Raw genomic sequence first — 23,627 nt, forward strand, 5'->3', positions numbered from 1 at the left:
TCCCACCCGTTTACGCCTGTCGCGCCGCGGCGCGGTCTGCGCCGTTATCCGCATTCAATGCAGCGATCAGCCGTTCGATGGGCTGCGGTCGCGCAAAATAATAGCCCTGTCCGTAATCCGCGCCTATCACTGTCAGAAGCTCCTTCTGCTCTTCCGTCTCGACGCCTTCGGCGATGACGGAGCAATTCATCTTGTGTGAGATTGCGGCGATACCCTCGACCAGCATGCGGCTGCGCTGCCTTATCTCCACCGTGTCGTCGCAGATCGAGCGCGTAAAGGACTGATCGATCTTGACGATGTCGACCGGAAAGCGGCTGAGATAGCTTAGCGACGAATAACCCGTGCCGAAATCGTCCAGCGCGATGCGGCAGCCCAGCTGGTGAATGGCATTGAGGATCGCCCGGATTTGCGGATCGTCCTTCATGATGACCGCCTCGGTTATCTCGATAATCAGCCGCTTGGGAAGAATGCCGTAGCGGTGAAGGACGCCGGCGATACGGGTCGGCAATCCCGGTTCGAACTGCAGCGGCGAAAAATTCACCGCCACATAGGATTGCTCCATGCCGGGCAGGTGCGACAGTCTGGCCAGATTGGCGATTGACTGGTCGAGGATGACATTACCGATGCGATGGATGGTGCCGTTTTCTTCCGCAAGGCTGATGATCGTGGCGGGAGAAAGCAATCCCTTGTCCGGATGGTTGAGACGCAACAGTGCCTCGAAACCCGCCGTCTGGCCCGTTGCGAGATCTTGAATCGGCTGGAAATAAGCCTCGAACCAATTGTCGGAAAGCGCCTGCGCGATATCCCGTTCCAGTTCCGCATGTTCGCGCGCCCGGTCCATGATCGAGCTGTCGAAGATCTGAGAGCCATTCTTGCCCGTTCTCTTGCGGGTATACATGGCCATGTCGGCATTCTGCAAAAGTTCGGACGCGCTTGCGGCATGCAGCGGGTAGATCGCCATGCCGATGCTGGCGCTGAGACGGATGCTGTTGCCTTCGATCTCGAAGGGCGTGTCCAGCATGGTGCAAATCCGCTCGCAGAACAGCTGGGCGCGCTCCTCCACCTTGTCGCCTGCAAGCAGAATGGCGAACTCGTCGCCGCCCAGACGCGATGCGCTGTCCAGCGGTGTCAGCAGTGGTTCGATTTTCAGCGTGAATTCCCGCAGAACCGCATCGCCCGCCGCATGGCCGAGATTGTCGTTGATGGCCTTGAACCGGTCGAGGTCTATGAAAAGGCATGCCAGTTCGCTGCCGTTCCTGTCGGCGTCACGGATCTGTACGTCGAGAATGGCCTCGAAACCCTGGCGATTGAAGAGGCCGGTCAAATGGTCGGAAATAGCCTGCTGGCGGTTGCGCTTTTCCGACTGGCGCAACTCCGTCACATCAGTCATGACGCAGAGATATGTGCCCTGATGTGCGTTGCCGGAATCAAGGGCTTTTTCAAGGATGAGGGCGTCCATAACGCTGCCATCCATGCAATGAAAACGCACCGTGATACCCGCATGTGCGGCGTCGGGCGAATGTTGCGCCGCCTTGCGCTGCAGGAAAAGGGACCGGTCATCCGGGTGGATGAGGTCGGCGAAATTCAGGCCGAGTATTCTGGCCCGATCATAACCGGTCGCCTGCACCCAATAGTCGCTGACCGCGGCAATCCTGTCGTATCTGTCAAGCGAGAACAGCATGGCGGGTGTGCGATTGTAGATTTCCGTCTTCCGCTCATGGGCATGCTTGATTTCCAGCTCTTCCTTTTCAAGCTGGGTCTGCATTTCGTTGAAGCTTTTTGCCAGCCTGCCGATCTCGTCCTTCGAGCGCCAGTCGACATGGTGGCGGGATCCGACGCGGCGTGTCGCTTCTATCGCTGCCGCCAGCCGCATCAGCGGACGGATGACCATGAAGCGGTTGCCGGCGATGGCCGCAAGAACGGTGGTGAGAATGGCGAGAATGAAAATTGTGATGAACGCCAGTTCGGTGCGGCTGAGAGAGGTCAGAAGACCGATATCGTCGTAATAGACTGTCAGTTGCCCGACGGTGACGACACCGTTTGTGGTTTTGTAGGTCACTTCGCGGGTCGTGGAGGCTGCATCCTGAATGATGTCGCTGCCGGCCGTCTGGATGATGTCTAGCTGGCCAGAGGTATCCTTGACCTCGACCATGCGGATCACGGGGTCGGAAACGAGGGTGCCGGTAATCTGATTTATGGTGTCGTCGTCGAGATCCCATAGCGGGCGGGCAAGCGCCTGCGCATTGGTTGACAGCAGAATCTCAAGGTGATTGCGCTGGCTACGGATAGCCTCGTGATAGGAGAGGGTCAGCAAAAGGGTGAAAAGCGGGGCGACCACTGTGAGAAGTGCACCGGAAACAATCGCGATAAAGCGACTTTCGACGGAATGAGCCATGTTCTATTGCAGTACCCTCTACCCCAGATAACTGCGCCCCGTTTCCGCCCCGTCCGGAGAGACATCCTTGAGGTTTTCGGCAACGGCCTTGTATCCTCACTGTATTTCTTCAACCCGTCCGGTGTTTTCACGATAACGCAATGGGCATCGTTTCATGGAATTGTTAATTCACGCTGAAACGGGACCGGCATCCTGCACGCGGCGAGAGGTTTTTGCTTTTAAAGTTCATAAAAACTAAAAGGCCCGTTCCGAAAAACGGAACGGGCCTTTTAGCTCAAATCTATCTGGCCTTATGGCCGCAGATTATTATTCAGAAGCTTCGCCGGCTTCTTCTTCTTCTTCAGCAACGCCGCCAGCCGGAGCAACGATCGTTGCGATCGTGAAGTCACGGTCGGCGATTACAGGCGAGATGTTCTTCGGCAGCTTCACATTCGAAATGTGAACGCTGTCGCCGATCTTCAGACCGGAGAGATCAACCGTGATGAATTCCGGAATGTCGTTGGCCGGGCAGTGGAATTCCACCGTGTGGCGAACGATGTTCAGAACGCCGCCGATCTTGATCTCCGACTTTTCTTCGTTTTCGAAGTGAACCGGAACTTCAACGTTGACGAGCGTGTTGCCCGAAACGCGCAGGAAGTCGACGTGCATGGTGAAGTCGCGGACCGGATCAAGCTGGTAGTCCTTCGGCAGGACCTTGATCTTCTTGCCGTCGACGTCGATTACCGCCACAGTCGTCATGAAGCCGCCAGCGTGGATACGCTTGGTTACTTCGTTGGTCGACAGAGCGATGGAAATGGGGGCCTGCTTGTCACCATAAATGACAGCGGGAATCAAACCGTTGCGGCGAAGTTCACGAGAGGACCCCTTACCAACTCGTTCGCGCGCCTCGGCCTTGAGCTCATACGATTCTTTGCTCATGGCAATTCCTTTCGAGGTTATATGGAGAGTTCATGCCCGCGGGCGCTGAACTGGAGAGGCTAAAAGCCATCTCGCCCGCGTTGCCTCCAAGGGTGTCTACACGGGTGCGGGCGCTATAATACAAACGGAAGACAAAGACAAGAGCGGCCGTTTTCCACGGATGCTATGCTTTGATTTTATTAGACTTGTCTAATTCACTCGTGCATTGCAACTTTTAATATATGCTTATCCATTCATATAAACCGGCTGCAAACTTGGCAAGTGATAAGGCTGCCTGGAATTCCAATTGCGTAGATGACAATGCTTAAAGTTCTCCAGTGCCTTACCGTCGATCATGACTTCCGATACACCACAGCAGCGGTCCTCGTCTGCATGCTGGGGAGCTTCGTCACGATGCGTCTTTTCTCGAGGGCGCGTCAGGCGAGGGGTTGGCAAAAGGTCAACTGGCTGTTTCTGGCTGGGGTCAATGGTGGTTCGGCGATATGGACCACCCATTTCGTGGCGATGCTGGGTTATGTCGCTGCCGGGGAGGTGGGTTACGATCCCTATCTGACCGGGCTTTCGCTTCTCATCGCCATTGCCACAACGACAACCGGCTTTGCCATTTCCGCCTATGGCGGACGCACAGCCCTGGTGGAAGCGGGTGGTGCGACAGTCGGTCTCGGTATTGCGGCCATGCATTATACCGGCATGGCTGCCTATCAGATACAGGGCATGATTTTCTGGAACCAGACCTACGTCATCGCTTCGCTGGTGCTCGGGGCTGTATTCGGTGCGCTCGCGGTCAATCGCATCGCGCGCCCAGTCAACCGGTTTTGCCAATATAGCTCGGTTGCGTTCCTGATCCTGGCCATCGCCTCCATGCATTACACCGGCATGGCCTCGATGTTGTTCGAGTTCGATCCGCGCATCGTCATTTCGGAAAGTCTGCTGCCGCCCGCCATCATGGGTGGGGGCGCCATCGCCGTGACGCTTCTCCTGCTGGCGCTCGGGCTTTCCACCTATGTCATCGACGCCCAGTCCACCCAGCAGGCGGTCGCCCGCTATCGTCATCTTTCGTTGCACGATCCGCTGACGGGCATTCCGAACCGCGCGGCATTTATCGAACATCTCAACCGCCGCACGCGCCATCTCTCCATGGGCGCGCACACGGCGCTTTTGTCCATCGATCTCAACCGCTTCAAGGAAATCAACGACGTTCACGGCCATGCGGCGGGCGATGCCGTGCTGCGCGCCATTGCCGACCGCGCAAGTTCCGTTCTGAAAGCCGGGGAGTTTCTGGCGCGTATGGGCGGGGATGAATTCGTGGCGATGACCCATTCCTATTATACCCGCGCCGATGGTGCGGAATTCGCCCAGCGGCTGATCGAGCAGATCAGCAGGCCGGTCGAATGGAACGGGCAGACATTTTCGGTCGGCGCGAGTGTAGGCATATCGGTGCGCAATACCGGCGCCATCGACGCCGACACGCTGATGGCGCAGGCCGATGTCGCCATGTATCGGGCAAAAGGCGGGAATTCCGACACGATCTGCTTTTACGACAAGTCCATGGATGAAGCCGCACGCGAACGCAACGCGCTTGCCGTGGCCATGCGCAGCGGTCTCGCCAACAGCGAGTTCGAGCTTTATTACCAGCAGCAGAATGATACCAAGAGCGGCAGCATCGTCGGTTTCGAGGCGCTGTTGCGCTGGAAACATCCGGAACGCGGTATGATCTCGCCCGTCGAATTCATTCCGATCGCGGAGCAGACCGGCTTTATCGTCGAATTGGGCGAATGGGTTCTGCGCGAAGCCTGCGCGCAGGCGGCTCTCTGGAAAAAATCGCTCTCCATCGCTGTCAATGTCGCCCCGCAGCAGCTTGCGGACAATGATTTCCCCGAGAAGGTCGAGAAGATTCTTAGGGAGACGGCGCTTGCGCCTGAGAGGCTTGAGCTTGAAATCACCGAAGGCAGCATCATCGCCGACCACCGCCACGCGCTGATTACGATCCGCAAACTCAAGGCGCTCGGCGTCAAGATCGCCATGGACGATTACGGCACGGGCTATTCCTCCCTGTCGACCCTGCAGAGCTTTCCCTTCGACAAGATCAAGATCGACCGGGCCTTTATCGATGGCCTGTCGACCAATGTGCAGTCGGAGGCGATCGTTCGCTCCACGCTCATTCTGGCGCATAGCCTCAATATTCCGGTGCTTGCGGAAGGTGTCGAGACGAAGGCCCATATCGAGTTCCTTCGCCGCGAAGGCTGCCTGCAGGTGCAGGGCTTCTTCTTCGGCAGGCCCGGTCCCTTGACCTCCATCGCCAATCTCGTCGACGACACGTTCCTCTCGACGGAGGACGAGCCGGAGGTCACCACCACCGGCCAACGCTATTTCAAGGCGGTATGATATCAGGCGCAGCCCGCGGTTGCGCTGACGGATGCAGGTCGCAAAGTTTTTAGTTGAAACGTGAACGCTTCCAGCGCACCATTGCCGAAAAGCTTTGGGAGGAGCGAATGCCGACAGACATCGCCCATGCGGACCGCGTGTATGAAACAGCGCGCCAACGTTCCGCAGCCGCAAGTTCTCCGATCATCGCCTCATGGCGCCGTTGCATGGTCACGCACCGTCTTGCGCCGGAGGAAAACCGCAAGCCGATCTTTCTTACCGACGTCGAATTCCGCCGCGCACGCGAAAGTGCGGCGGGCCTAATTGCCGAAAGCACGGATGAACTCGACCGCATTTTTCACAGTGTCGGCAAATCCGGCTGCTGCCTGCTTTTGACCGACGCCCAGGGCGTCGCGCTGGAGCGCCGGGGTGCTGCCGGCGACGATCATGATTTCCGGGCGCTCGGTCTCTGGTCCGGCGCCGTCTGGAGCGAAGCGAGCGTCGGAACCAACGGTATTGGAACGGCACTTGCCGACGAGCGTTCGGTGGTGGTCTATCGCGATCAGCATTTCTTCACATCGAACACGGAACTGTGCTGCACCACGGCCCCGATCCGCGACCATACCGGCCGGGTGACGGGCGCTCTCGATATTTCCACGTGCCGCGACGACATCAACGAAATGACGTTTTCTTTCGTCACGCAGGCGGTGCGGGATGCGGCGCAGCGTATCGAGGGCAATCTCTTCCGCCGGGCCTTTCCCGGCGCGCGCATCGTCGTGGTGCCTACGGGTTTCAGTCCGGCACTTTCGTTGCTTGCCGTCGATCAGGACGATCTCGTGCTTGGGGCGACGCGCGCGGCGCGCCTTGCGCTGAAGCTCGATGACCATCGCATTGCGCAGGGGCTGCCCGCCGCCGATGTGTTGCAGGAACAGCGTCACGACGGCGGTTCCGATCTTGAGGAGGCGGAACGTTCGGCTTTGCGCCGGGTTCTGTCGCGCACCAATGGCAATGTCACGCAGGCCGCGTCCCTGCTCGGCATCAGCCGCGCCACGCTTCATCGCAAGATGAAGAAATTCGACGTGCATTGAGGCTATCCGAGACGATACCCGCTCAATTCAGCGGGATCGGAGCGGGTTTGTCGCAGATGTGAGACAATGTGCGCTGCGGAACCGCGCGGTGCCACTACCCGCCACGATCATCTAGGCCCACCTTCCTGTCATGCGGTCCGTCGCGGATCGTTTTCATCAGGGAGGATGAAATCATGAATATTCAGGTTCAGCACAAAGCTGGCGAAGCGCCCTTCAAGCTGAAATACGGAAATTTCATCGGCGGCAAATGGGTGGAGCCGAAATCCGGCCGCTACATGGACAATCTGTCGCCGGTAACGGGTCACAAGATTTGTGAGGTTCCGCGCTCCGATGCGGCCGATATCGAACTCGCACTGGATGCCGCCCACCAGGCGCGGGAGAAGTGGGGCAAGACGAGCGTTACCGAACGTTCCAACATCCTGCTCAAGATCGCCCAGCGCATCGAGGACAATCTGGATCTCATCGCACGGGCCGAAACCTGGGATAACGGCAAGCCGCTACGCGAGACCACCAATGCGGATATTCCGCTGACGATCGACCATTTCCGCTATTTCGCGGGCTGCATCCGCGCGCAGGAAGGCACGATCGGTGAAATCGACAATGACACGGTCGCTTATCATTTCCATGAGCCTCTCGGCGTCGTCGGCCAGATTATTCCGTGGAACTTCCCGATCCTGATGGCCGCATGGAAACTTGCACCGGCACTCGCCGCTGGCAACTGCGTGGTACTGAAGCCGGCGGAACAGACGCCTGCTTCTATTCTGGTGGTGATGGAGCTTATCGAAGACCTGCTGCCGCCGGGCGTGCTCAACATCGTCAACGGCACTGGTGTTGAAGCGGGCAAGCCGCTGGCGCAGAGCAAGCGCATCGCCAAGATCGCCTTCACCGGCTCCACTCCGGTCGGCAAGGAAATCATGCGTTATGCGGCCGACAATGTCACAAACATCACGCTGGAACTGGGCGGCAAGTCGCCGAACATCTTCTTTGCCGATGTGATGAATGAAGACGACGCCTTCCTTGACAAGGCGCTTGAAGGTTTCGCCTTCTTCGCGCTTAACCAGGGCGAAGTCTGCACATGCCCGTCGCGTGCGCTGGTGCATGAATCGATCTACGACCGCTTTATGGAAAAGGCGATCAAGCGCGTTCAGGCCATCAGCCAGGACGACCCGCTCAATCCGTCGACCATGCTGGGTGCGCAGGCCTCGCAGGAACAGTTCGACAAGATCATGCGCTATCTGGATATCGGCAAGAAGGAAGGCGCAAAGGTCCTGACCGGCGGTGACCGCAAGACGCTCACGGGCGATCTTAAGGACGGTTATTACATTCAGCCGACGGTCTTCGAAGGCAACAACAAGATGCGGGTTTTCCAGGAGGAAATCTTCGGTCCTGTCGTTTCGGTCACCACCTTCAAGACGGTGGAAGAAGCGCTCGAAATCGCCAATGACACGGTTTACGGTCTTGGCGCTGGCGTCTGGAGCCGTGATACCAATATCGCCTATCGTGCTGGCCGTGGCATCGAAGCGGGCCGCGTGTGGACCAATTGCTACCACGTCTATCCGGCCGGTGCCGCCTTTGGCGGTTACAAGCAGTCAGGCATTGGTCGCGAGACCCACAAGATGATGCTCGATCACTACCAGCAGACCAAGAACCTGCTCGTATCCTACAGCCCGAACAAGGTTGGCTTCTTCTGAGTTCCTCCCCGGAAGCCGGCGACGGATCGTCCTGATTTCCGGCCGCCGGCGAGTTCCCAGGGGCTTCGGTCCCTGGGAACCCGGATGAAGTTCAGCAAAATAAAAGGCCGGAGGTTTTGCCTCCGGCCTTTTTTTACTGCGGACTATGCCGCGTAACGCTGGTCGCGGTTTCGGGTGGCGCCTACGGAGAACTGGCCCACCTGTTCGGTCAGGCCATCAGCTTCGCTTGCGAGCGAGAAGGCCGCAGCCGTCGTTTCCTCCACCATCGCCGCATTCTGCTGCGTCACATGGTCGAGTTCGTTGACAGAGGCGTTGATTTCGCCGAGGCGGCCGGATTGTTCGCGCGAAGCTGTGGCGATTTCACCGATCTGTTCGTTGACCGACTGGATGCGTTTCTGGATCTGCTCGAGGCTTTCTCCGGTTTTCAGCACCAGTGCCACGCCGCTTTCCACATCGCCCGCAGAGGTGGCGATGAGCGTCGTGATATCCCGTGCGGCAGCCGCCGATTTCTGCGCGAGTTCCCGCACTTCCTGTGCCACGACCGCAAAGCCCTTTCCGGCCTCACCGGCGCGGGCGGCCTCAACCCCGGCGTTCAGCGCCAGGAGATTGGTCTGGAAGGCGATCTGGTCGATGACGTCGATGATCTGGCGGATCTTGGACGACGACGTCTCGATACGCTCCATGGCGACGATTGCTTCTTTGACGACAGCGGTTGATTTATGGGCATCCTGCATGGTTTCCGCCGTCGTTCCGACTGCGACGTCGCAGCGGGAGAGGGAAACGTTGACGGCCTGCGTCATGTCTCCAAGTGCGGCGGCTGCTTCTTCGAGGGCGGCCGCCTGGCGTTCCGTGCGCCGCGACAGATCTTCCGATGCACTTTTCAGCTCGCCGGAGCCGGAGCGGATGGCATTGGCGCTTTCGCCGATGCTGGAGATAGTCGCATCCAGCCCCGCTATGGAGTTGTTGAAATCGACGCGCAGATGGTCGAGCGACGGCACGAAAGGTTTTTCAATGCGAAGATCGAGCCTGCCCGCAGCAAGATTGGCAAGGCCGGTCGCAAGCGCATCGACTGCTTCTTCCAGCTCCTTTGCACTTCTCGCCTTTTCCATCTCACGCTGGGCACGTTCCTCGTCCAGTTCCTCGCTTTTGCGATGGGACTCGGTTTCCATGCGCTGCTTGTCGAGAATGCCCTGGCGGAAGGATTCCAGGGCGCGCGCCATGGTGCCGATTTCGTCGCCACGGGAAACGGCCTTGATCTCAATATTATGGTCACCACCGTTCAGACGTTCCATCAACCCGGCAAGGCCGGTCAGCGGCTTGGTCAGGCTGGCGGAAACGAAAATGCCGATGAGTGTCATGACGGCAAGCACCGCAAGTGTTGCAAGCGTTGCCCAGAAGGCGAGATCATTGGCCGCTGCCAGCACCTTGCTCTCCTGCTGGCCGATGGCTAGAAGATGCTTCTGTCCGAAAACGGAGACCGGACGATAGGCGTAGAAGATGCTGCCCGCAGGGGTCTTCGCCATGACCGTTCCGGCTTCGCTGGCACCTGTAAGTGCCGCGAGGCTTTCGGAAACGGCGACACCAGCTCCACCGGAGAGCACGCCCGCGCGAAGTTTGCCTTCAGCGCTCAGAAGAACGGCGTCGTCGATGGACTTGCCGGTTTCCTCAGGTGTTACCACCGCACCGATACGGTCTGCGGAAATGCGCATGATGACGGCGCCCTTGCGCTGCAACTGGCCCCAGTTCGAGACCGCAAGCGGCATGCCGATCAGGGCCGAGTCATTGGTGCCGCCATCGCTAAACCCAGTTGTGCTGATGACACCGTCCTTGCCGGCCTCGATGCGGTCGAACAATTCCTTGATCGCGCTGTTTTGCGGTTCCGTCACATTGGTCAGGAAGTTCTTGCCCTTGGTCACGGAATAGATAATGAGGCCTGCCTTGTCGATGACGTAGATGTCGCTGACCCGGGTGTTGCGCCAGACGCTGGCGATGGCCGCGTTGATCGTGGCGTGGCGAATGGCATAGAGCAGCCGCAAGCCTTCACCGTTGAAGGAGGCGCGCTCCTCCTCGGATACGCCCTCGCGGCGGAATGCCTGAATGATCGCATCCTTTTCCGTCGGTACGACCGTGGTCATGGTTTCCAGCGCCTGAGCGATCGCAGCGTTCTGCGACAGCTCGGAAATGCTTTGTTCGACGCGCAGCGTATAGGCATCAAGCTGTTTGGACTGGTTTCCCGCAACCGTCTCGAGCCTGATCTTGCTGGCGTCGATCAGGCCGGACTTGCCCATTTCGTATGACAGCAACCCAACGGCCAGGCACGAAACCAGCGTCGCGCCCGTGACGAGCGCTGCGAATTTGGCCTTGATTGACAATGATTTAGCTTTGACAGCAGTCGGATTTGCACCCGGCATCCTGTTTCCTCCCCCCAAAAGAACGTTGCGGTACCGTCGCAACAATTGTTTACGGTCGCGTTAAGCTTGGCGGGGAATTGTATGATTATTTCCCGCATACCGTGAAAAAATCCAAGGCCCTGGCCGGCCATTCTCCGTAATAAAACTGCAATGGAACGGGCGCATACCGTGCGAAGTTCAACGGCTGTTCATATTCATGCAAGCTTTTCGCGCTCCTGCTCTTGCCACTATCGACGATGTTTGCGGAACACCCGCGGCTGGATATGACGGAGCCCCTTTGAGATCGATCCCGGATTTCGCGGTTATCGTACCCATGCACAATGAGGAAGCGAGCGTTGAAACGCTTGTTGCTGAGATCGTTGCTGCCTGCCAGCCGGTCGGTCCGTTCGAGATTATCGTGGTGGACGACGCATCTTCCGATCGCACGGCGGATGTGGCGCTTTCGCTTGCCGGGCGTTATCCGATGTTGCGGCTGGTGCGGCATGACCGGCAGGGCGGGCAATCGGCTGCGATCCACAGCGGTGTGCAGGCAGCGCGCGCGCCGGTTGTCTGTATGCTTGACGGAGACGGGCAGAACCCGCCGGACAATCTGCCGGCGCTTCTTGCGCCGCTTCTTGCCTCGAACGCGCCGAGCCGGCTTGCGCTTGTGGCCGGGCAGCGCGTCGGCCGGCGCGATACGCTTGCAAAACGTCTTTCCTCCCGCTTCGCCAATGGCTTGCGGGCGCGGATATTGAAGGACGGCACGCGGGATACCGGCTGCGGCCTCAAGGCTTTCCGTCGCGACGCCTATCTCGCCTTGCCCTATTTCGATCACCACCACCGCTATTTTCCGGCGCTCTTCAATCGCGACGGCTGGCAGGTTGCCCATGTCGACGTCACGCACCGGGCGCGCCTTCATGGCAATTCCCATTATACCAATATCGGCCGCGCGCTTGTCGGCATCCACGACCTGATCGGGGTTGCCTGGCTGTTGCGGCGGCGCAAGCGGGCAAGTTGGGCCGAAACCTTCAAAACGGAGACATCGCCGTGAACGCACCGGCCTTATGGTCCATGCTGCATGTGAACAGCTGGAAGGAATTTCTCTGGGTCTGCACCGGCTTTATGGGCCAGATGCTGTTCACCATGCGTTTTCTGGTTCAATGGATTTCGTCGGAACGGGCGAACCGCTCGGTCATTCCGGTAGCCTTCTGGTATTTCTCCATCGTCGGCGGCCTTGTGCTGCTGTTATACGCGATCTGGCGTCGCGATCCGGTTTTCATTCTGGGACAGGCCTCCGGCCTGTTCATTTATGCCCGAAATCTCTGGTTGATCCATGCAGAACGCCGCCAGCATGCATGAGGCCGCAGCTCTGCCTTACGCGCAGGCGAATGAGCAGCGCCAATGGATGACGTTTGCGCTTGCGGCAATCGTGCTCGTCACCGTGCTGCGCGTCCTCGGGCTTGCTTTGAACCGCACCGATCTTTTCGTTGATGAGGCGCAATATTGGCTGTGGGGCCGGGAGATGGCGTTCGGCGCCTATTCCAAGCCACCGCTGATCGGCTGGATCATTCGCGCCGCCACCACTCTGAGCGGCGGCGAGAGCACCTTCGACGTGCGGCTCGCCGCGCCGGTCATCCATGGCATAGCGGCCGCGGCGATCCTTGCGCTCGGGCGCATGATCTATGATGCGACGCTCGCCTCGCTGGCTGCCGTCATCTATCTGACGCTGCCTGCCGTGACGCTCGGCAGTCTGCTGATCTCGACCGATACGCCGATGATGCTGTTCATCGTGCTGTCGATGATCTGCGTGCGCAAGCTTGCGGAAGCACGCGCTGCCGGTGTGTCCGCGATGCTCTGGAGCATTGCGCTCGGTCTAAGCTTCGGCCTCGGGCTGATGTCTAAATATGCGATGATCTATTTTCTGCCCTGCTTCATCGCTGCCGGCTGGCTGTGCATGGGCTGGCGCATCCGTTGGCGTGACGCCGGTATTGCTGTAGTTGTCTGCGCCGCCGTCATCGCTCCCAATCTTTGGTGGAATGCTGCGCATGATTTCATGACCGCGCGCCACACGGCGGACAATGCCAACTGGCATGGCGTTAAGCTGAAAATCGGTCCGGCGCTCGAGTTCTTCTTCTCGCAGGCGGGTGTTGTCGGGCCGTTCGTCTTCATCGGCATGATCGTCGCGACGTTCAGGGCGAAAACCGCTGAAACCCGGGCGCTTGTTGCCCTTTCGATACCGATCGTGCTTCTGATCACGGCACAGGGGCTGATGTCGCGGGCGCTCGCCAACTGGGCGGTGGGGGCTTATGCCGCGGGCGTGCTTCTGGCGGTGCCTGTCCTGGCATCCCGGCGCTGGCTTACCGTCTCCACCCTTGTGCTCGGCGGCATCGTTGCCATCGCACTGCCGTTGATGACGATCGCCGGAACGGAATTGCGCTTGCCGAATGGCGACCTGGCGATGAAGCGCTATCTCGGCAGCTCGGAGCTTGTGTCGACCGGCCTTTCAAGGGCGCGAGAGGCGGGAGCGGATGCAATCGTCGCTGCAGATCGCTCCATTCTGGCCGAGCTCTTTTATCAGCTGCGGGACGAAAAGCTGCTCATGCCGCGCGCTCTGCCTGAAACCGGCGTTCCTTCCAGCCACTACGCGCTTCTTTACCCGCTGAAAGCCGGAGAGGCGACAAATCCCGTCTATCTTGCGAGGGCGGACAGCCTGCCGGGCTGTCTCAATGGCGAGGCGCCGCTGTCGACATGGGTTGCCGGGCCGGGCTCGTTCGAGGGCAAGGAAATCGGTCTCTGGCGTCTGCCGCCACAATGCATCCCGAGGGTTACCGATGGACAATGATCTTTCGCATATGCGGATCACGATCTGGGTTACGTTCGCCACATTGGCGCTCGTCATCCTGTTCGCGACCTTCCCGTCCATCGACCTCGAGTTTTCTTCCCTGTTTTTCTCGCCCGAAGCGCGCCTGTGGGCTGGAAGCCTGCCGGTTCCGGAATGGTTTCGCGATACGTTGCGGGAGTTAACGGGACTGGCCGCACTTCTTGCCTTCATCGTTCTGGTCGGCAACATCAGGCTGGGCGCGATGCAGCGCACCGGCTGGCGCGTCTGGGCCTTTCTCTGCGGGCCTGTGGTGCTCTGCGCCGGGCTTCTGGTAAACGGGGTGCTGAAGGCCAATATCGGCCGCGCCCGCCCGTTCAGCGTCAGCGATTTCGGTGGACATCAGCTTTTTACGCCGCCTTTCCAGTTCAGCACGCAATGTTATTCAAACTGCTCGTTTTCCTCCGGGGAAACGGCGCTCATAGCGAGCTTTTTCCTGCCGCTCTGCGCGCTTGTCTGGAACCGCCTGCAATGGGGCGGGCGTCTTTTCATGGGCAGCACTGCCGCCGGCGCCATCATCCTCATGTCCGGTCTGCGTATTGCAGCTGGCGGGCATTTTCTCAGCGATGTGGTGATGTCCGTGCTGTTTTCCGCACTGACGACGCTGTTCCTTTACCGGGCGCTGGCAATTGCCCGTCATCGTCATCTATTTACCGGCGATGCCGTTACGGCCGATGCCATCAGCCTTTGGCGCAATGGCAGCCATGCTGTTCGCACCCGCGCTCGGCGCTGGTGGCCGAAAATCAAGGCCGCCGCCACGCGGCTGCAACGACCGCCGGATGCGGGCACGGCATCTTCCTGAGTGGTGCAGATGGAGTGCTGCGATCTCTGCGGATGCTGAGATAGCTGGCAAAATTGATAAGCTTTCTTCTCATCATGCCAAACTTTAACCAGCATCCAGCCACGGCGCGGACGCGCCGTAAGAAAGGGTCTTACGCGATTAAAGACTTGATCGCACTGGACCCCGGACTAAATCCGGGGTGACAGTATGCGGATGCAGTGATTTTGCAGATGTACGAGAGAAACGATTGCTTCAGTCGAACAGGCCGGAAACCGACTGTTCCTGCGCGGTGCGGTTGATCGCTTCGCCCAGAAGGCCCGCAGTGCTGATCACGCGGATATTGTGCGCGGACTGGACGCTGGTGGTCGGCTGGATGCTGTCGGTGATGACGAGTTCGCGCAGCTTCGATGAGGCCACGCGGGCAACGGCGCCGCCGGAAAGCACGCCGTGCGTGATATAGGCGGTGACGCTGGTTGCGCCCTTTTTCAACAGCGCTTCGGCAGCATTGCAGAGCGTGCCGCCGGAATCGATGATATCGTCGATCAGGATGCAGTCCTTGCCGGATACGTCGCCGATGACGTTCATGACTTCGGATTCACCCGGACGGTCACGGCGTTTGTCGACGATGGCCAGCAGACAGTCCAGACGCTTCGACAGGGCACGGGCGCGCACCACACCGCCAACGTCAGGCGAAACGACCATGACGTTGTTGGTGTCGTAGTGGTCCTTGATATCGCGGGCCAGAATGGGCGCTGCGAAGAGGTTGTCGGTCGGAATATCGAAAAAGCCCTGGATCTGGCCGGCGTGAAGATCGAGCGTCAGAACGCGGTCGGCGCCGGCTTCGGTGATCAGGTTGGCGACGAGCTTGGCGGAAATCGGTGTGCGGGGGCCGGCTTTGCGATCCTGGCGGGCGTAACCGAAATAGGGAAGTACTGCCGTGATGCGTTTTGCCGAGGAGCGGCGCATGGCATCGATCATGATGAGCAGTTCCATCAGATGATCGTTTGCCGGAAACGAAGTGGACTGGACGAGAAAAACGTCCTCCCCGCGTACGTTTTCACTGATTTCTACGAAAATTTCCTGGTCAGCAAACCGCTTTACGGTGGCATTTCCCAAGGGAACGTTGAGATACTTGCAGATCGCTTCGGCAAGGTGCCGGTTCGAATTGCCTGCGAAAACCTTCATTGCGCCCGCCTGTTTCCATGCAATCGCCTTGCGCCACGGGAAAGTGTCTGCCGTAACCAAGCGTCGTTCAAGGGGAGGAACATCCGGCTGAAAAGCCTTTGCCGGATACGCCTTGTTGCCATGCGCGCCTTAATAGCGTTGTTGCTTCCGATTGCAAGAGGACTCCGTGCTTTCGCAATGATTTTCATGAAATCTCTGTGACTTCTCCCGCCGTTTCATCTCATCCCCTTTGAGACTGCTTCCATGACGAATACTCGTTGAGCGTTTTTGCGGCGATATCCTGCATGACCCTGTCGGTCGCGGCGGCCCAGGGATCGCTGCCCTTGGCTGCCACCGTTTCCTGCCCCTGCAGGCGATGGAGCCTGACACCATTGGCATCCAGAACGTCCCAGACGTAGATGATGTTGACCTTGCTGCCATCGGCGAAGGCGGAGAAATATCCCTTGAGGATGTTCTCTGCCGAATTGTCGTTGGAGGCGCGGATTGTCAGCCCCTTTGCCCGCGCCTCGGCGCCCAGTTGCCGCGAAAGCGGCGTAACAGCCTGAACGGGCGCGCCGATGATCGGCAGGAAGCGGATGGTGTTGCCGGAAGCGGCGGGGGCAAGTGCGGCCGTCTGCTGTGGAGGCTGCGGCTGGGTGCTGGCGGGTGAGTGGCCTGCAGATTGTGCGGTAGACTGGGTCTGACCAAGAGGTTCGCCGTACTCATTGCCGTTGGAAAGCGCCTGTGCCTGCGCCTGCAGGGAGTTCTGCGGTGCGTAAGCGGGCACGGAAGAGGCGGTTGCCGGTGCGCCTGCGGGCGCGCGGTCGGCGGCGGCAGCCATCTGGTCGAGATCGCCCTGCGTCACCGGTGTCGATTGCGAGCTATTGTGGCCGACATTCACCTGCGGCGTCAGCGCCTCCGTGGTGTTGCAGGCCGACAGGGTCAGCGCCAGCGCCGGAATGACGAGGACCGAAACGACAAACGTCTGGAAAGGGCGGGTAAACCCTGTCCGGCTCATGCGACGTTTCCTCTCATGTTCCGCTCCTTCTTGCCCAAGGTGGCGGCAATGTAGGGCCGGTTTTCCCGCTCTGTCAAACCCGGTGCAGATTTAAGCTGTGAGAAGATCGAGGCTATGGCGCGAGAGCGGTTCCGGCGCGCCTTCCGTGGTGAGGTAGGTCTGGCCGAGGGTCATGGCGGTGCCGGAATCGGAATCCATCACGATCATGTGCACGAACAGGGTCATGTCGCTGGCGATTTCCTGCGAGTTGCCGGCATGGAACATCTGATGCTCCATCCATGACGGTGAGAAACGCGCGCCCAGCGAATAACCGCAGGAGTTCAGGCGATGGCGGGTCAGTCCACGCTCGTCCATGACGCGGGCGTGCACGTCGAAGACATCGCCGAAGGTCTTGCCGGGCCGCAGCACTTCTTCGATGTCGGTGAGGTTTTGCAGGCAGGCGCTGTAAAGCTCCTTCTGGCGGAAGTCCTGTTCGCCGATCACCACCGTGCGCATCATGGCGGCGTGGTAATGGGCGCTGACCCCCGCCCATTCCAGCGTCAGCTGATCCTTGTCATCGAGCCTGCGGCGCCCGGCCTTGTAACGGCACAGCAGCGCGTCCGCGCCGGAGCCGATGATGAATTCATTGGCGGGATAGTCACCGCCGCCGGCCAGAACCGCTCCCTGCATTGCCGAGAGGATCGCGGCTTCGTCCGCACCGGGCTTGATGAGCTCCAGTGCAGCGTCCAGAGCCTCGTCCGCAAGTCTGCCTGCCTTCCTCGCATAGGCGATCTCGGCTGGGCTCTTGATGAGCCGCAAGCTGCTGACCAGATAGGAGGCGTCGATCATCTGGCAGAAGCTGGCAAGCTGGTTGTCCAGCAGGCGGGCGACGCGCCCGGTCATGCCGTGGGTGTCGTATTCCACGCCGATCTTGGCGCCAAGGAGATCGAGATCGCTGAGGAGGTTCTTAAGATCGAGCGTCGGGTCGGCATTGGGCCGGTCGACCCAGACGAGAATATTTTCGATCGTCGAAGTATTTCGGGCCTGCCGCATATCCGCCGAACGGGTCAGAAGCATCATGGAGCCGTCCGACTTAACCACCAGCGTCTGGAAGAAGCAGTAGCCGAAGGTGTCATAGCCGGTCAGCCAGTACATGCTTTCCTGGGCGAAAAGCAGAATGGCGTCCAGCTTCTCTTCCGCCATCTTCGCAATCAGCCGTTCGCGGCGGGCATCGAATTCCGAGAGCTCGAAGTGCAGGGCCATTTAGTCCTCCAGAATTGCGATTGCGGAAATCTGCCGCCCGTAGTCGGGCTCGGCACGGTGGGTCGTGCGTCGGTAGGAATAGAAGCGTTCTTCATCGGGATAGGTGCAGAGGCCGAGGTTTTCCGCTCTCACGCCCGCATTGACCAGCCGGTCCACCGTAAATTGCTTGAGGTCGAATAGCGCATGGCCGCCTTTGTCCGAAGCGGTGAAATAGGCCGCATAGGCGGGATCGAAATCGGTGAAGCGCGCCACATATTCAGGCCCGACCTCATAATTGGCCTGGCTGATGGAGGGGCCGAGGGAGGCGGAGATGCGCTCGCGGCTGGCGCCCAGCTTCCTCATGGTCTCGATCGTGTTTTCGAGCACGCCGAACAATGCACCCTTCCAGCCGGCATGGGCGGCACCCACAACGCCCGCTTCAGCATCAGCAAAAAGGATCGGGCCGCAATCGGCGCTCAGAACGCCGAGCACGAAACCCGGTGTCGCCGTTACCATCGCATCGGCCTGCGGGCGGCTGCCGTCATAGCTTTCATCGACCACAAGGACATCAGGAGAATGGACCTGATGCACGGTGGCGAGACGTTCCGGAGACAAGCCGAACCATTGCGTGACGCGCCGGCGGTTTTCCTGCACCAGTTCCGGCTCGTCATTCGAACCGAGGCCGACATTGAGGCCCTGATAAAGCCCCTCGGAGACACCGCCTTGCCGGGTGAAGAAACCGTGACGGACACGGTTTTCACTCAAGGCGGCAAGCAGGGGGCTCTGGATGGGGAGCGGCAGCGTTTCGTTCTGCATGGTGCGGGAGTTCCTTGGAGAATGTCGCTGTTGGCCAGTGGGATGCGTTAAGCGAGATGTTTCCTGTTGCCGCGGCGTTGCGCGGCGTTTGTCTGGTGCAGTGTGTCTGCGTTCGCTTGCTTCGTTCTGGGCCGATGTTGGCCCAGAGGTGATTGCACTGTCAATCCACCGCGCGAAACGGCATGAGATGGAGCGCGGGACTTGAAACGGCGATGACCTTGAAAAGTTCCCCCATCCTGCCAGCCCCTTCGCCAGCGAGACGGTTGACCGCTTCGGCGATTTCAAGCGTCTGATCGGGTGTAGCTTTCGCGGCAAGGGCGGTTGCCCGTTCCTTCAGGCCAAGACCATAAAGAAAGTCGCCCTGCCTGATGCCGCCGTTGACATGAACGCCGTTTGCCTCAGCCGTCCTGATAAGGCTTTCGAAATCGACATGGCTGGTCAGATCGGCTTGCCCGGGATGAGAAAGCGGCGGGTCGAAGGCATGGTTGCGCATGGCCTGCAATGTGTCGCCATATCCGGCGACCAGATGGCCGTAGTCGATAGCGAGTGCGGTGCCGCCATATGCGGACAGGCGTTGGCAGATTGCGGTCATTACGGCTTCGCGGGCGGGTGAGATTTCGAATATGCTGCCAATTGGCTGCCGTTCCGGGCCGGGCGGCAGCAGCGTCGGGTCGATGCCGGCAAGCCCAGTCGAGAAGACCAGTTCACCATCGGTACCAAGACTGACCACCCGTTCGCGGAAACCCTGCGGCGTCTTCACGAATTGCCGGATTGGGATGGCGTCGAAAAGCTCGTTGGCGACGAGGAGCAGGAAACCTTCCGGCACCGCATCGAAACTGTCATGCCATGTCAGCCGTTCGGCATGCGCAGCGAGCGTCTCTTTCTGGATGGCGCAAAGGCGAGGGCTGGTCTCCACCAGATGCACCCGCATCGTCTCGTAAAGCGGTGGGGCGATGCGGCGGATGACGCGCAGCATGTCAGACATCATGGTGCCTCGGCCGGGGCCGATTTCCACCAGACGAATATCTGCGGGTGCGCCATGGCGCTGCCAGGCGTGAACCACGAAAACGCCGAGCATTTCGCCGAACAGCTGACTGACTTCCGGAGCGGTGATGAAATCACCCGATCGGCCAAAAGGCTCGCGGCTCCGGTAATAACCGTGTTCAGGATCGGCCAGGCAAAGCGAGAAGAAATCGGTGACGCTGAGCGGGCCGTTCAGGCGGATGAGGGATTTGATGCGTTGCGCAAGCGGTGTCGTCATGGTAGGCCATTCCGCTTAAGCGCGTATTTTCGCGCGCCGCGCACGCAAGACGGCCCAGAGGCCAAGAAGGAACATCGGCGTGGAGAGTACCATGCCCATGGTCAGCCAGTTGCCCGCGAGATAACCGATCTGGGCGTCCGGCTCGCGGAAGAATTCCACGAAGATGCGCGACAGCGCGTAACCGCAAACAAAGATGCCGGTTACGATACCAGGTGTCTTGAGCGCCCTGAAAACGTAGATGGTGACCGCCAGAATGACGAGGAGAACGAGGCCTTCAAGTCCCGCTTCGTAAAGCTGGCTGGGGTGACGCGCAAACGGCCCGCCGGTCGGGAACACGACGGCCCAGGGAACGTCGGCGATACGTCCCCACAATTCGCCATTGATGAAATTGGCGATGCGTCCGAACAGCAGGCCGACAGGTGCGACGGCTGCGATGATATCGAACATGCTCCAGACAGGGATGCCGTTCTTGCGGGCGAAGAGGATCATGGCGATGGTCGTGCCGATCAGGCCGCCATGGAACGACATGCCGCCGTTCCATATCTCAAGTGCTCTTATAGGGTTTGCGGCGACGGCGCCAAGATCGTAAAACAGGATGTAGCCGATGCGCCCGCCAAGCACGATGCCGCCGGCTGCCCACAGGATGAAGTCGTCAAGATGCTGCGCCGAGATCGGCGATGTATCGTTTGGCCACAGGCGAGGCGTAAGCGCAAGGCGGCGGGCATAAAACCAGCCGAGCATGATGCCGGCGACATAGGCAATGCCGTACCAATGGATCGCCAGAGGCCCGAGAGACAGGGCAACCGGATCGATATTCGGAAATGGCATGATGGCAAGTTGGGTGGGAGCGGCTAACAATCCGTATATTCCGTCATCGTTGCTGGGCGGACAACAGAATGACCCATTGCCTCAAGGAGCCGGGCGATGATGCTCTCCGGTCTCTTTACGCGAGGAAAATGGCGATTGCCGCAGCGCCGGTCAAGATTATTCTTCAAGGGAGGCTTTGCGATGCCGAAGGCCATTGCAGGCCATGTGGATTTTTCGATTTTGCTTGCAAGGCGGCTGTCGAGTGCCTACCTGAAAGGCATCAACAACAGGGAACGGAACGCTCCCTGAACCGACGAAGGAACAGGGCCATGAGCACGACAGGCACCAATCGTTTTCTGGATGAATTCGCCAAGCTGATGACCGATGCGGCGGGCGCTGCGCAGGGAATGCGCAAGGAGGCCGAGGCTGCCTTGCACGCACAGGCGGATCGCTGGCTGAACAGCCTCGACGTGGTCAAGCGCGAGGAATTCGACGCGGTGCGCGAGATGGCGATCAAGGCGCGCGATGAAAACGATGCGTTTCGCGCTCGCATCGAGGCTCTGGAAGCAAAGCTTTCTGCTGCCAAGGATTGATTCTTTTCGCGCTTTTTCATCAAGAGGTCCCGGATCGCCTGCGATTCCGGGACTTTTTGTTTGCGGGCCATGCAACCCGAAATTACTCCCTGTCGATCCGGACCTGCCTCCATCGTTAATTTTTTGAGGCCTGTGGACACTTCCAAAAAACGCAATTGCCAGAGTCGCTTATGTATCTCGCCTGAGGTGATGGGGGAGAAGATATCCACTGTTCAAAAAGTAAAAATGCTGCCCGAGGGGTGGCAGCAGGACTCGGCCATTATACACTGATTTTAAATGATGATTCGAAACGAACCTGGTAAGCTCCACACAGGGTGAATGTGTAACTCTGTTGGTGTCGGGCAATCGTCTCAAGTGTTGAATCCGGTTTGTGTGTGCGTTTTGTGCCCGGCGTTCAAAACAGAACATCCATACCGGATGAGAAGGTGCCGCATGAGCCTGATAGAATTTGAAATTGAGCGCCAGTCCAATCCCGTGGACATGATCGAGATTGTCGCCGCCTCGAACGACTGGTCGTTCGAACGTTCCGGCGAAGACGAGATCGCCATGACGGTGGCGGGCCACTGGGCCGATTATCACGTCTCCTTTTCCTGGATGGAAGATTTCGAGGCACTGCATCTGGCCTGCGCCTTCGACATCAAGGTGCCCGATCAGCGCGTCAACGAAGTCATTCGCCTGTTGTCTCAGGTCAACGGCCAGGTACTGATGGGTCATTTCGATCTGTGGCGGCAGGAAGATGTTGTGATCTTCCGCCAGTCGCTGCTTCTGGCTGGCGGTGCGGAGCCTAACAACCAGCAGGTGGAAGTGCTGCTTTCCAGCGCGCTTGAGGCATGCGAACAATATTATCAGGCATTCCAGTTCGTCGTATGGTCGGGGCTGGATGCGAAAAGTGCAATTGAAGCGGTCATGTTCGAGACCGTCGGAGAAGCGTGAAAATGGTCTACAGGGCTTCCGGTCCTCTCGTCCTCGTTGGGGCGGGCAATATGGGCGGCGCTTTGCTTTCGGGCTGGCTGAAAAAGGGCGTGCCGGGTTCGCAGGTTATCGTCATCGATCCGCGCCCCTCCGACGCCATGCGCACGACAATTGCGGAAGCGGGCGCCACGCATAGCGAAAGCGTGCCTGACGGCGTGAAGGCGGGCATTCTGTTTGTCGCGGTAAAACCGCAGATGATGGAAGCAGTGCTACCCTCCCTCAAGCCCTTGCTCGGACCCGAGACCGTGGTGGTTTCGATTGCGGCCGGCACCACCATCGGCACTTTCGTTTCGCATTTCGGCTCGGTCGCCGCCGTGCGGGCCATGCCGAACACGCCGGCCATGGTTGGCCGTGGCGTGACGGGCGCCTATGCCAACGAATTGGTGACGCCGGCGCTAAAGGCAGTGGTGGATGGATTGCTGAAGGTCAGCGGTCCGGTCGAATGGGTGGAAACCGAAAGCGATATCGACGCGGTCACCGCGGTTTCGGGAAGCGGTCCGGCCTATGTCTTCTATCTGGTTGAATGCATGGCGGAAGCCGGTCGCAAGGCCGGTCTGCCGGCGGATATAGCCATGCGGCTGGCGCGTGAAACCGTGGCCGGTGCTGGCGAACTCCTGCATCAGTCTTCTGACGAGGCGGCGCGCCTGCGCCAGAACGTTACCTCGCCGGGCGGTACAACGGCCGCCGCACTTTCGGTGCTGATGGCCGAAGACGGCATGCAGCCCCTGTTTGACAAGGCGATCGCTGCGGCGAAAAATCGCGCCGAAGAACTGGCTGGTTGAAGACGAGCAGGCTGGCGGGAGCATGGCATGAGCAGTGAAATTTCCTATGCCGATTTCGAAAAGGTCGATATCCGTGTCGGCACGATCGTTGAGGCAGAGCCTTTTCCGGAAGCACGCAAGCCGGCGATCAAGGTGAAGATCGATTTCGGCCCCGAGATCGGCATCAAGAAATCCTCGGCGCAAATCACGGTGCATTATACCCCGGAAAGTCTGATCGGCCGGCAGGTGCTGGGTGTGGTGAATTTTCCACCGCGCCAGATTGGCCCGTTCCGCTCCGAAGTTCTGACATTGGGGTTTGCCGATGGCAACGGCGACATCGTGCTTGCCGCGGTGGAGCGGCCGGTGCCGAACGGCGAGAAAATGTGCTGAGAACGCACAACAACACGCAACCAGAAGATTGCGCAGGCTGAACATTCTTTCTCCGTCGTTCCGGTTCAAGGCTGGAATGACGCAAGCGGGCGAGCCGCGTCACATTTTTCTCTCCGCTG

At 59.4% G+C, this 23,627-nt stretch carries 20 protein-coding genes; 11 read left to right on the forward strand and 9 right to left on the reverse strand.

From position 1 onward, the window contains the following. Positions 1-10: 10 nt before the first annotated feature. On the reverse strand, positions 11-2,395 hold the full coding sequence (locus AB4Z23_RS09395; RefSeq protein WP_003513486.1) for a bifunctional diguanylate cyclase/phosphodiesterase: 2,385 nt from the start codon (positions 2,393-2,395) through the stop codon (positions 11-13). Positions 2,396-2,701: 306 nt separating this feature from the next. Then, positions 2,702-3,313 carry a 50S ribosomal protein L25/general stress protein Ctc gene (locus tag AB4Z23_RS09400; RefSeq protein ID WP_013636594.1) on the reverse strand — a complete coding sequence of 204 codons (612 nt, stop codon included), beginning with the start codon at positions 3,311-3,313 and terminating at the stop codon, positions 2,702-2,704. Positions 3,314-3,613: 300 nt separating this feature from the next. Between AB4Z23_RS09400 and AB4Z23_RS09405 the strand changes: the two genes are divergently transcribed. The 3 genes from AB4Z23_RS09405 to adh all read left to right on the forward strand — a co-directional run bounded on the left by AB4Z23_RS09405 (position 3,614) and on the right by adh (position 8,456). After that, complete coding sequence (locus AB4Z23_RS09405; protein WP_026330768.1) at positions 3,614-5,698, forward strand: putative bifunctional diguanylate cyclase/phosphodiesterase; 2,085 nt, start codon at positions 3,614-3,616, stop codon at positions 5,696-5,698. Positions 5,699-5,805: 107 nt separating this feature from the next. Next, positions 5,806-6,765 (forward strand): helix-turn-helix domain-containing protein, encoded by a 960-nt coding sequence (locus AB4Z23_RS09410; RefSeq protein ID WP_421477261.1) that lies wholly within the window; start codon positions 5,806-5,808, stop codon positions 6,763-6,765. 173 nt (positions 6,766-6,938) lie between these two features. Continuing rightward, positions 6,939-8,456 carry an aldehyde dehydrogenase gene (adh, locus tag AB4Z23_RS09415; RefSeq protein WP_003513477.1) on the forward strand — a complete coding sequence of 506 codons (1,518 nt, stop codon included), beginning with the start codon at positions 6,939-6,941 and terminating at the stop codon, positions 8,454-8,456. 143 nt (positions 8,457-8,599) lie between these two features. Here adh and AB4Z23_RS09420 read toward each other — a convergent pair whose 3' ends face one another. Beyond that, positions 8,600-10,867, reverse strand: coding sequence for a methyl-accepting chemotaxis protein (locus tag AB4Z23_RS09420; protein ID WP_421477259.1), 2,268 nt, complete (start codon positions 10,865-10,867; stop codon positions 8,600-8,602). 190 nt (positions 10,868-11,057) lie between these two features. Here AB4Z23_RS09420 and AB4Z23_RS09425 point away from each other — a divergent pair, with 190 nt between their 5' ends. Genes AB4Z23_RS09425 through AB4Z23_RS09440 form a run of 4 tightly spaced genes read left to right on the forward strand, consistent with a single transcriptional unit; the run spans position 11,058 to position 14,526 of the window. Then, positions 11,058-11,897 carry a glycosyltransferase family 2 protein gene (locus AB4Z23_RS09425; RefSeq protein WP_035251843.1) on the forward strand — a complete coding sequence of 280 codons (840 nt, stop codon included), beginning with the start codon at positions 11,058-11,060 and terminating at the stop codon, positions 11,895-11,897. Between the two features lie 20 nt (positions 11,898-11,917). Continuing rightward, positions 11,918-12,205: a lipid-A-disaccharide synthase N-terminal domain-containing protein gene (locus AB4Z23_RS09430; RefSeq protein ID WP_019565216.1), complete on the forward strand. Its 288-nt coding sequence runs from the start codon at positions 11,918-11,920 to the stop codon at positions 12,203-12,205. Next, positions 12,180-13,688, forward strand: coding sequence for an ArnT family glycosyltransferase (locus AB4Z23_RS09435; RefSeq protein ID WP_421477257.1), 1,509 nt, complete (start codon positions 12,180-12,182; stop codon positions 13,686-13,688). Before AB4Z23_RS09430 ends, AB4Z23_RS09435 begins: the two co-directional genes overlap by 26 nt. Beyond that, the gene (locus tag AB4Z23_RS09440; protein ID WP_441360070.1) at positions 13,678-14,526 is read left to right on the forward strand and encodes a phosphatase PAP2 family protein; all 849 of its coding nucleotides are present in this window, start codon (positions 13,678-13,680) and stop codon (positions 14,524-14,526) included. The genes AB4Z23_RS09435 and AB4Z23_RS09440 overlap by 11 nt, the downstream gene beginning before the upstream one ends. Before the next feature lie 231 nt (positions 14,527-14,757). Here the strand turns inward: AB4Z23_RS09440 and AB4Z23_RS09445 are convergent, their stop codons facing one another. The 6 genes from AB4Z23_RS09445 to lgt all read right to left on the reverse strand — a co-directional run bounded on the left by AB4Z23_RS09445 (position 14,758) and on the right by lgt (position 20,813). After that, complete coding sequence (locus AB4Z23_RS09445) at positions 14,758-15,690, reverse strand: ribose-phosphate pyrophosphokinase (RefSeq protein ID WP_003513466.1); 933 nt, start codon at positions 15,688-15,690, stop codon at positions 14,758-14,760. A gap of 220 nt (positions 15,691-15,910) precedes the next feature. Continuing rightward, positions 15,911-16,687, reverse strand: coding sequence for a hypothetical protein (locus AB4Z23_RS09450; protein WP_112673533.1), 777 nt, complete (start codon positions 16,685-16,687; stop codon positions 15,911-15,913). A gap of 90 nt (positions 16,688-16,777) precedes the next feature. Then, the gene (locus AB4Z23_RS09455) at positions 16,778-17,929 is read right to left on the reverse strand and encodes a M24 family metallopeptidase (RefSeq protein WP_025594132.1); all 1,152 of its coding nucleotides are present in this window, start codon (positions 17,927-17,929) and stop codon (positions 16,778-16,780) included. Then, positions 17,930-18,724: a peptidoglycan editing factor PgeF gene (gene pgeF, locus AB4Z23_RS09460; protein ID WP_019565220.1), complete on the reverse strand. Its 795-nt coding sequence runs from the start codon at positions 18,722-18,724 to the stop codon at positions 17,930-17,932. 160 nt (positions 18,725-18,884) lie between these two features. Further along, a complete protein-coding gene (locus AB4Z23_RS09465; RefSeq protein ID WP_019565221.1) occupies positions 18,885-19,985 on the reverse strand; it encodes a class I SAM-dependent methyltransferase in 1,101 nt (366 codons plus the stop codon). 15 nt (positions 19,986-20,000) lie between these two features. Next, positions 20,001-20,813: a prolipoprotein diacylglyceryl transferase gene (gene lgt / locus AB4Z23_RS09470; protein WP_029658791.1), complete on the reverse strand. Its 813-nt coding sequence runs from the start codon at positions 20,811-20,813 to the stop codon at positions 20,001-20,003. Positions 20,814-21,121: 308 nt separating this feature from the next. On the opposite strand from lgt, the gene AB4Z23_RS09475 reads away from it, so the two are divergent. From AB4Z23_RS09475 to AB4Z23_RS09490, 4 genes are all read left to right on the forward strand, one after another. Continuing rightward, positions 21,122-21,385 (forward strand): accessory factor UbiK family protein, encoded by a 264-nt coding sequence (locus AB4Z23_RS09475; RefSeq protein WP_421477253.1) that lies wholly within the window; start codon positions 21,122-21,124, stop codon positions 21,383-21,385. A gap of 432 nt (positions 21,386-21,817) precedes the next feature. Next, positions 21,818-22,318 carry a YbjN domain-containing protein gene (locus tag AB4Z23_RS09480; RefSeq protein WP_006311131.1) on the forward strand — a complete coding sequence of 167 codons (501 nt, stop codon included), beginning with the start codon at positions 21,818-21,820 and terminating at the stop codon, positions 22,316-22,318. A 2-nt stretch (positions 22,319-22,320) separates the two neighbouring features. Then, the gene (proC, locus tag AB4Z23_RS09485) at positions 22,321-23,139 is read left to right on the forward strand and encodes a pyrroline-5-carboxylate reductase (RefSeq protein WP_013636581.1); all 819 of its coding nucleotides are present in this window, start codon (positions 22,321-22,323) and stop codon (positions 23,137-23,139) included. A 27-nt stretch (positions 23,140-23,166) separates the two neighbouring features. Next, positions 23,167-23,508, forward strand: coding sequence for a tRNA-binding protein (locus AB4Z23_RS09490; RefSeq protein WP_003513443.1), 342 nt, complete (start codon positions 23,167-23,169; stop codon positions 23,506-23,508). The last annotated feature ends 119 nt before the right edge of the window (positions 23,509-23,627 follow it).

The organism is Agrobacterium sp. MCAB5, from assembly GCF_052114365.1.
Taxonomy (GTDB): Bacteria; Pseudomonadota; Alphaproteobacteria; order Rhizobiales; family Rhizobiaceae; genus Agrobacterium; species Agrobacterium tumefaciens.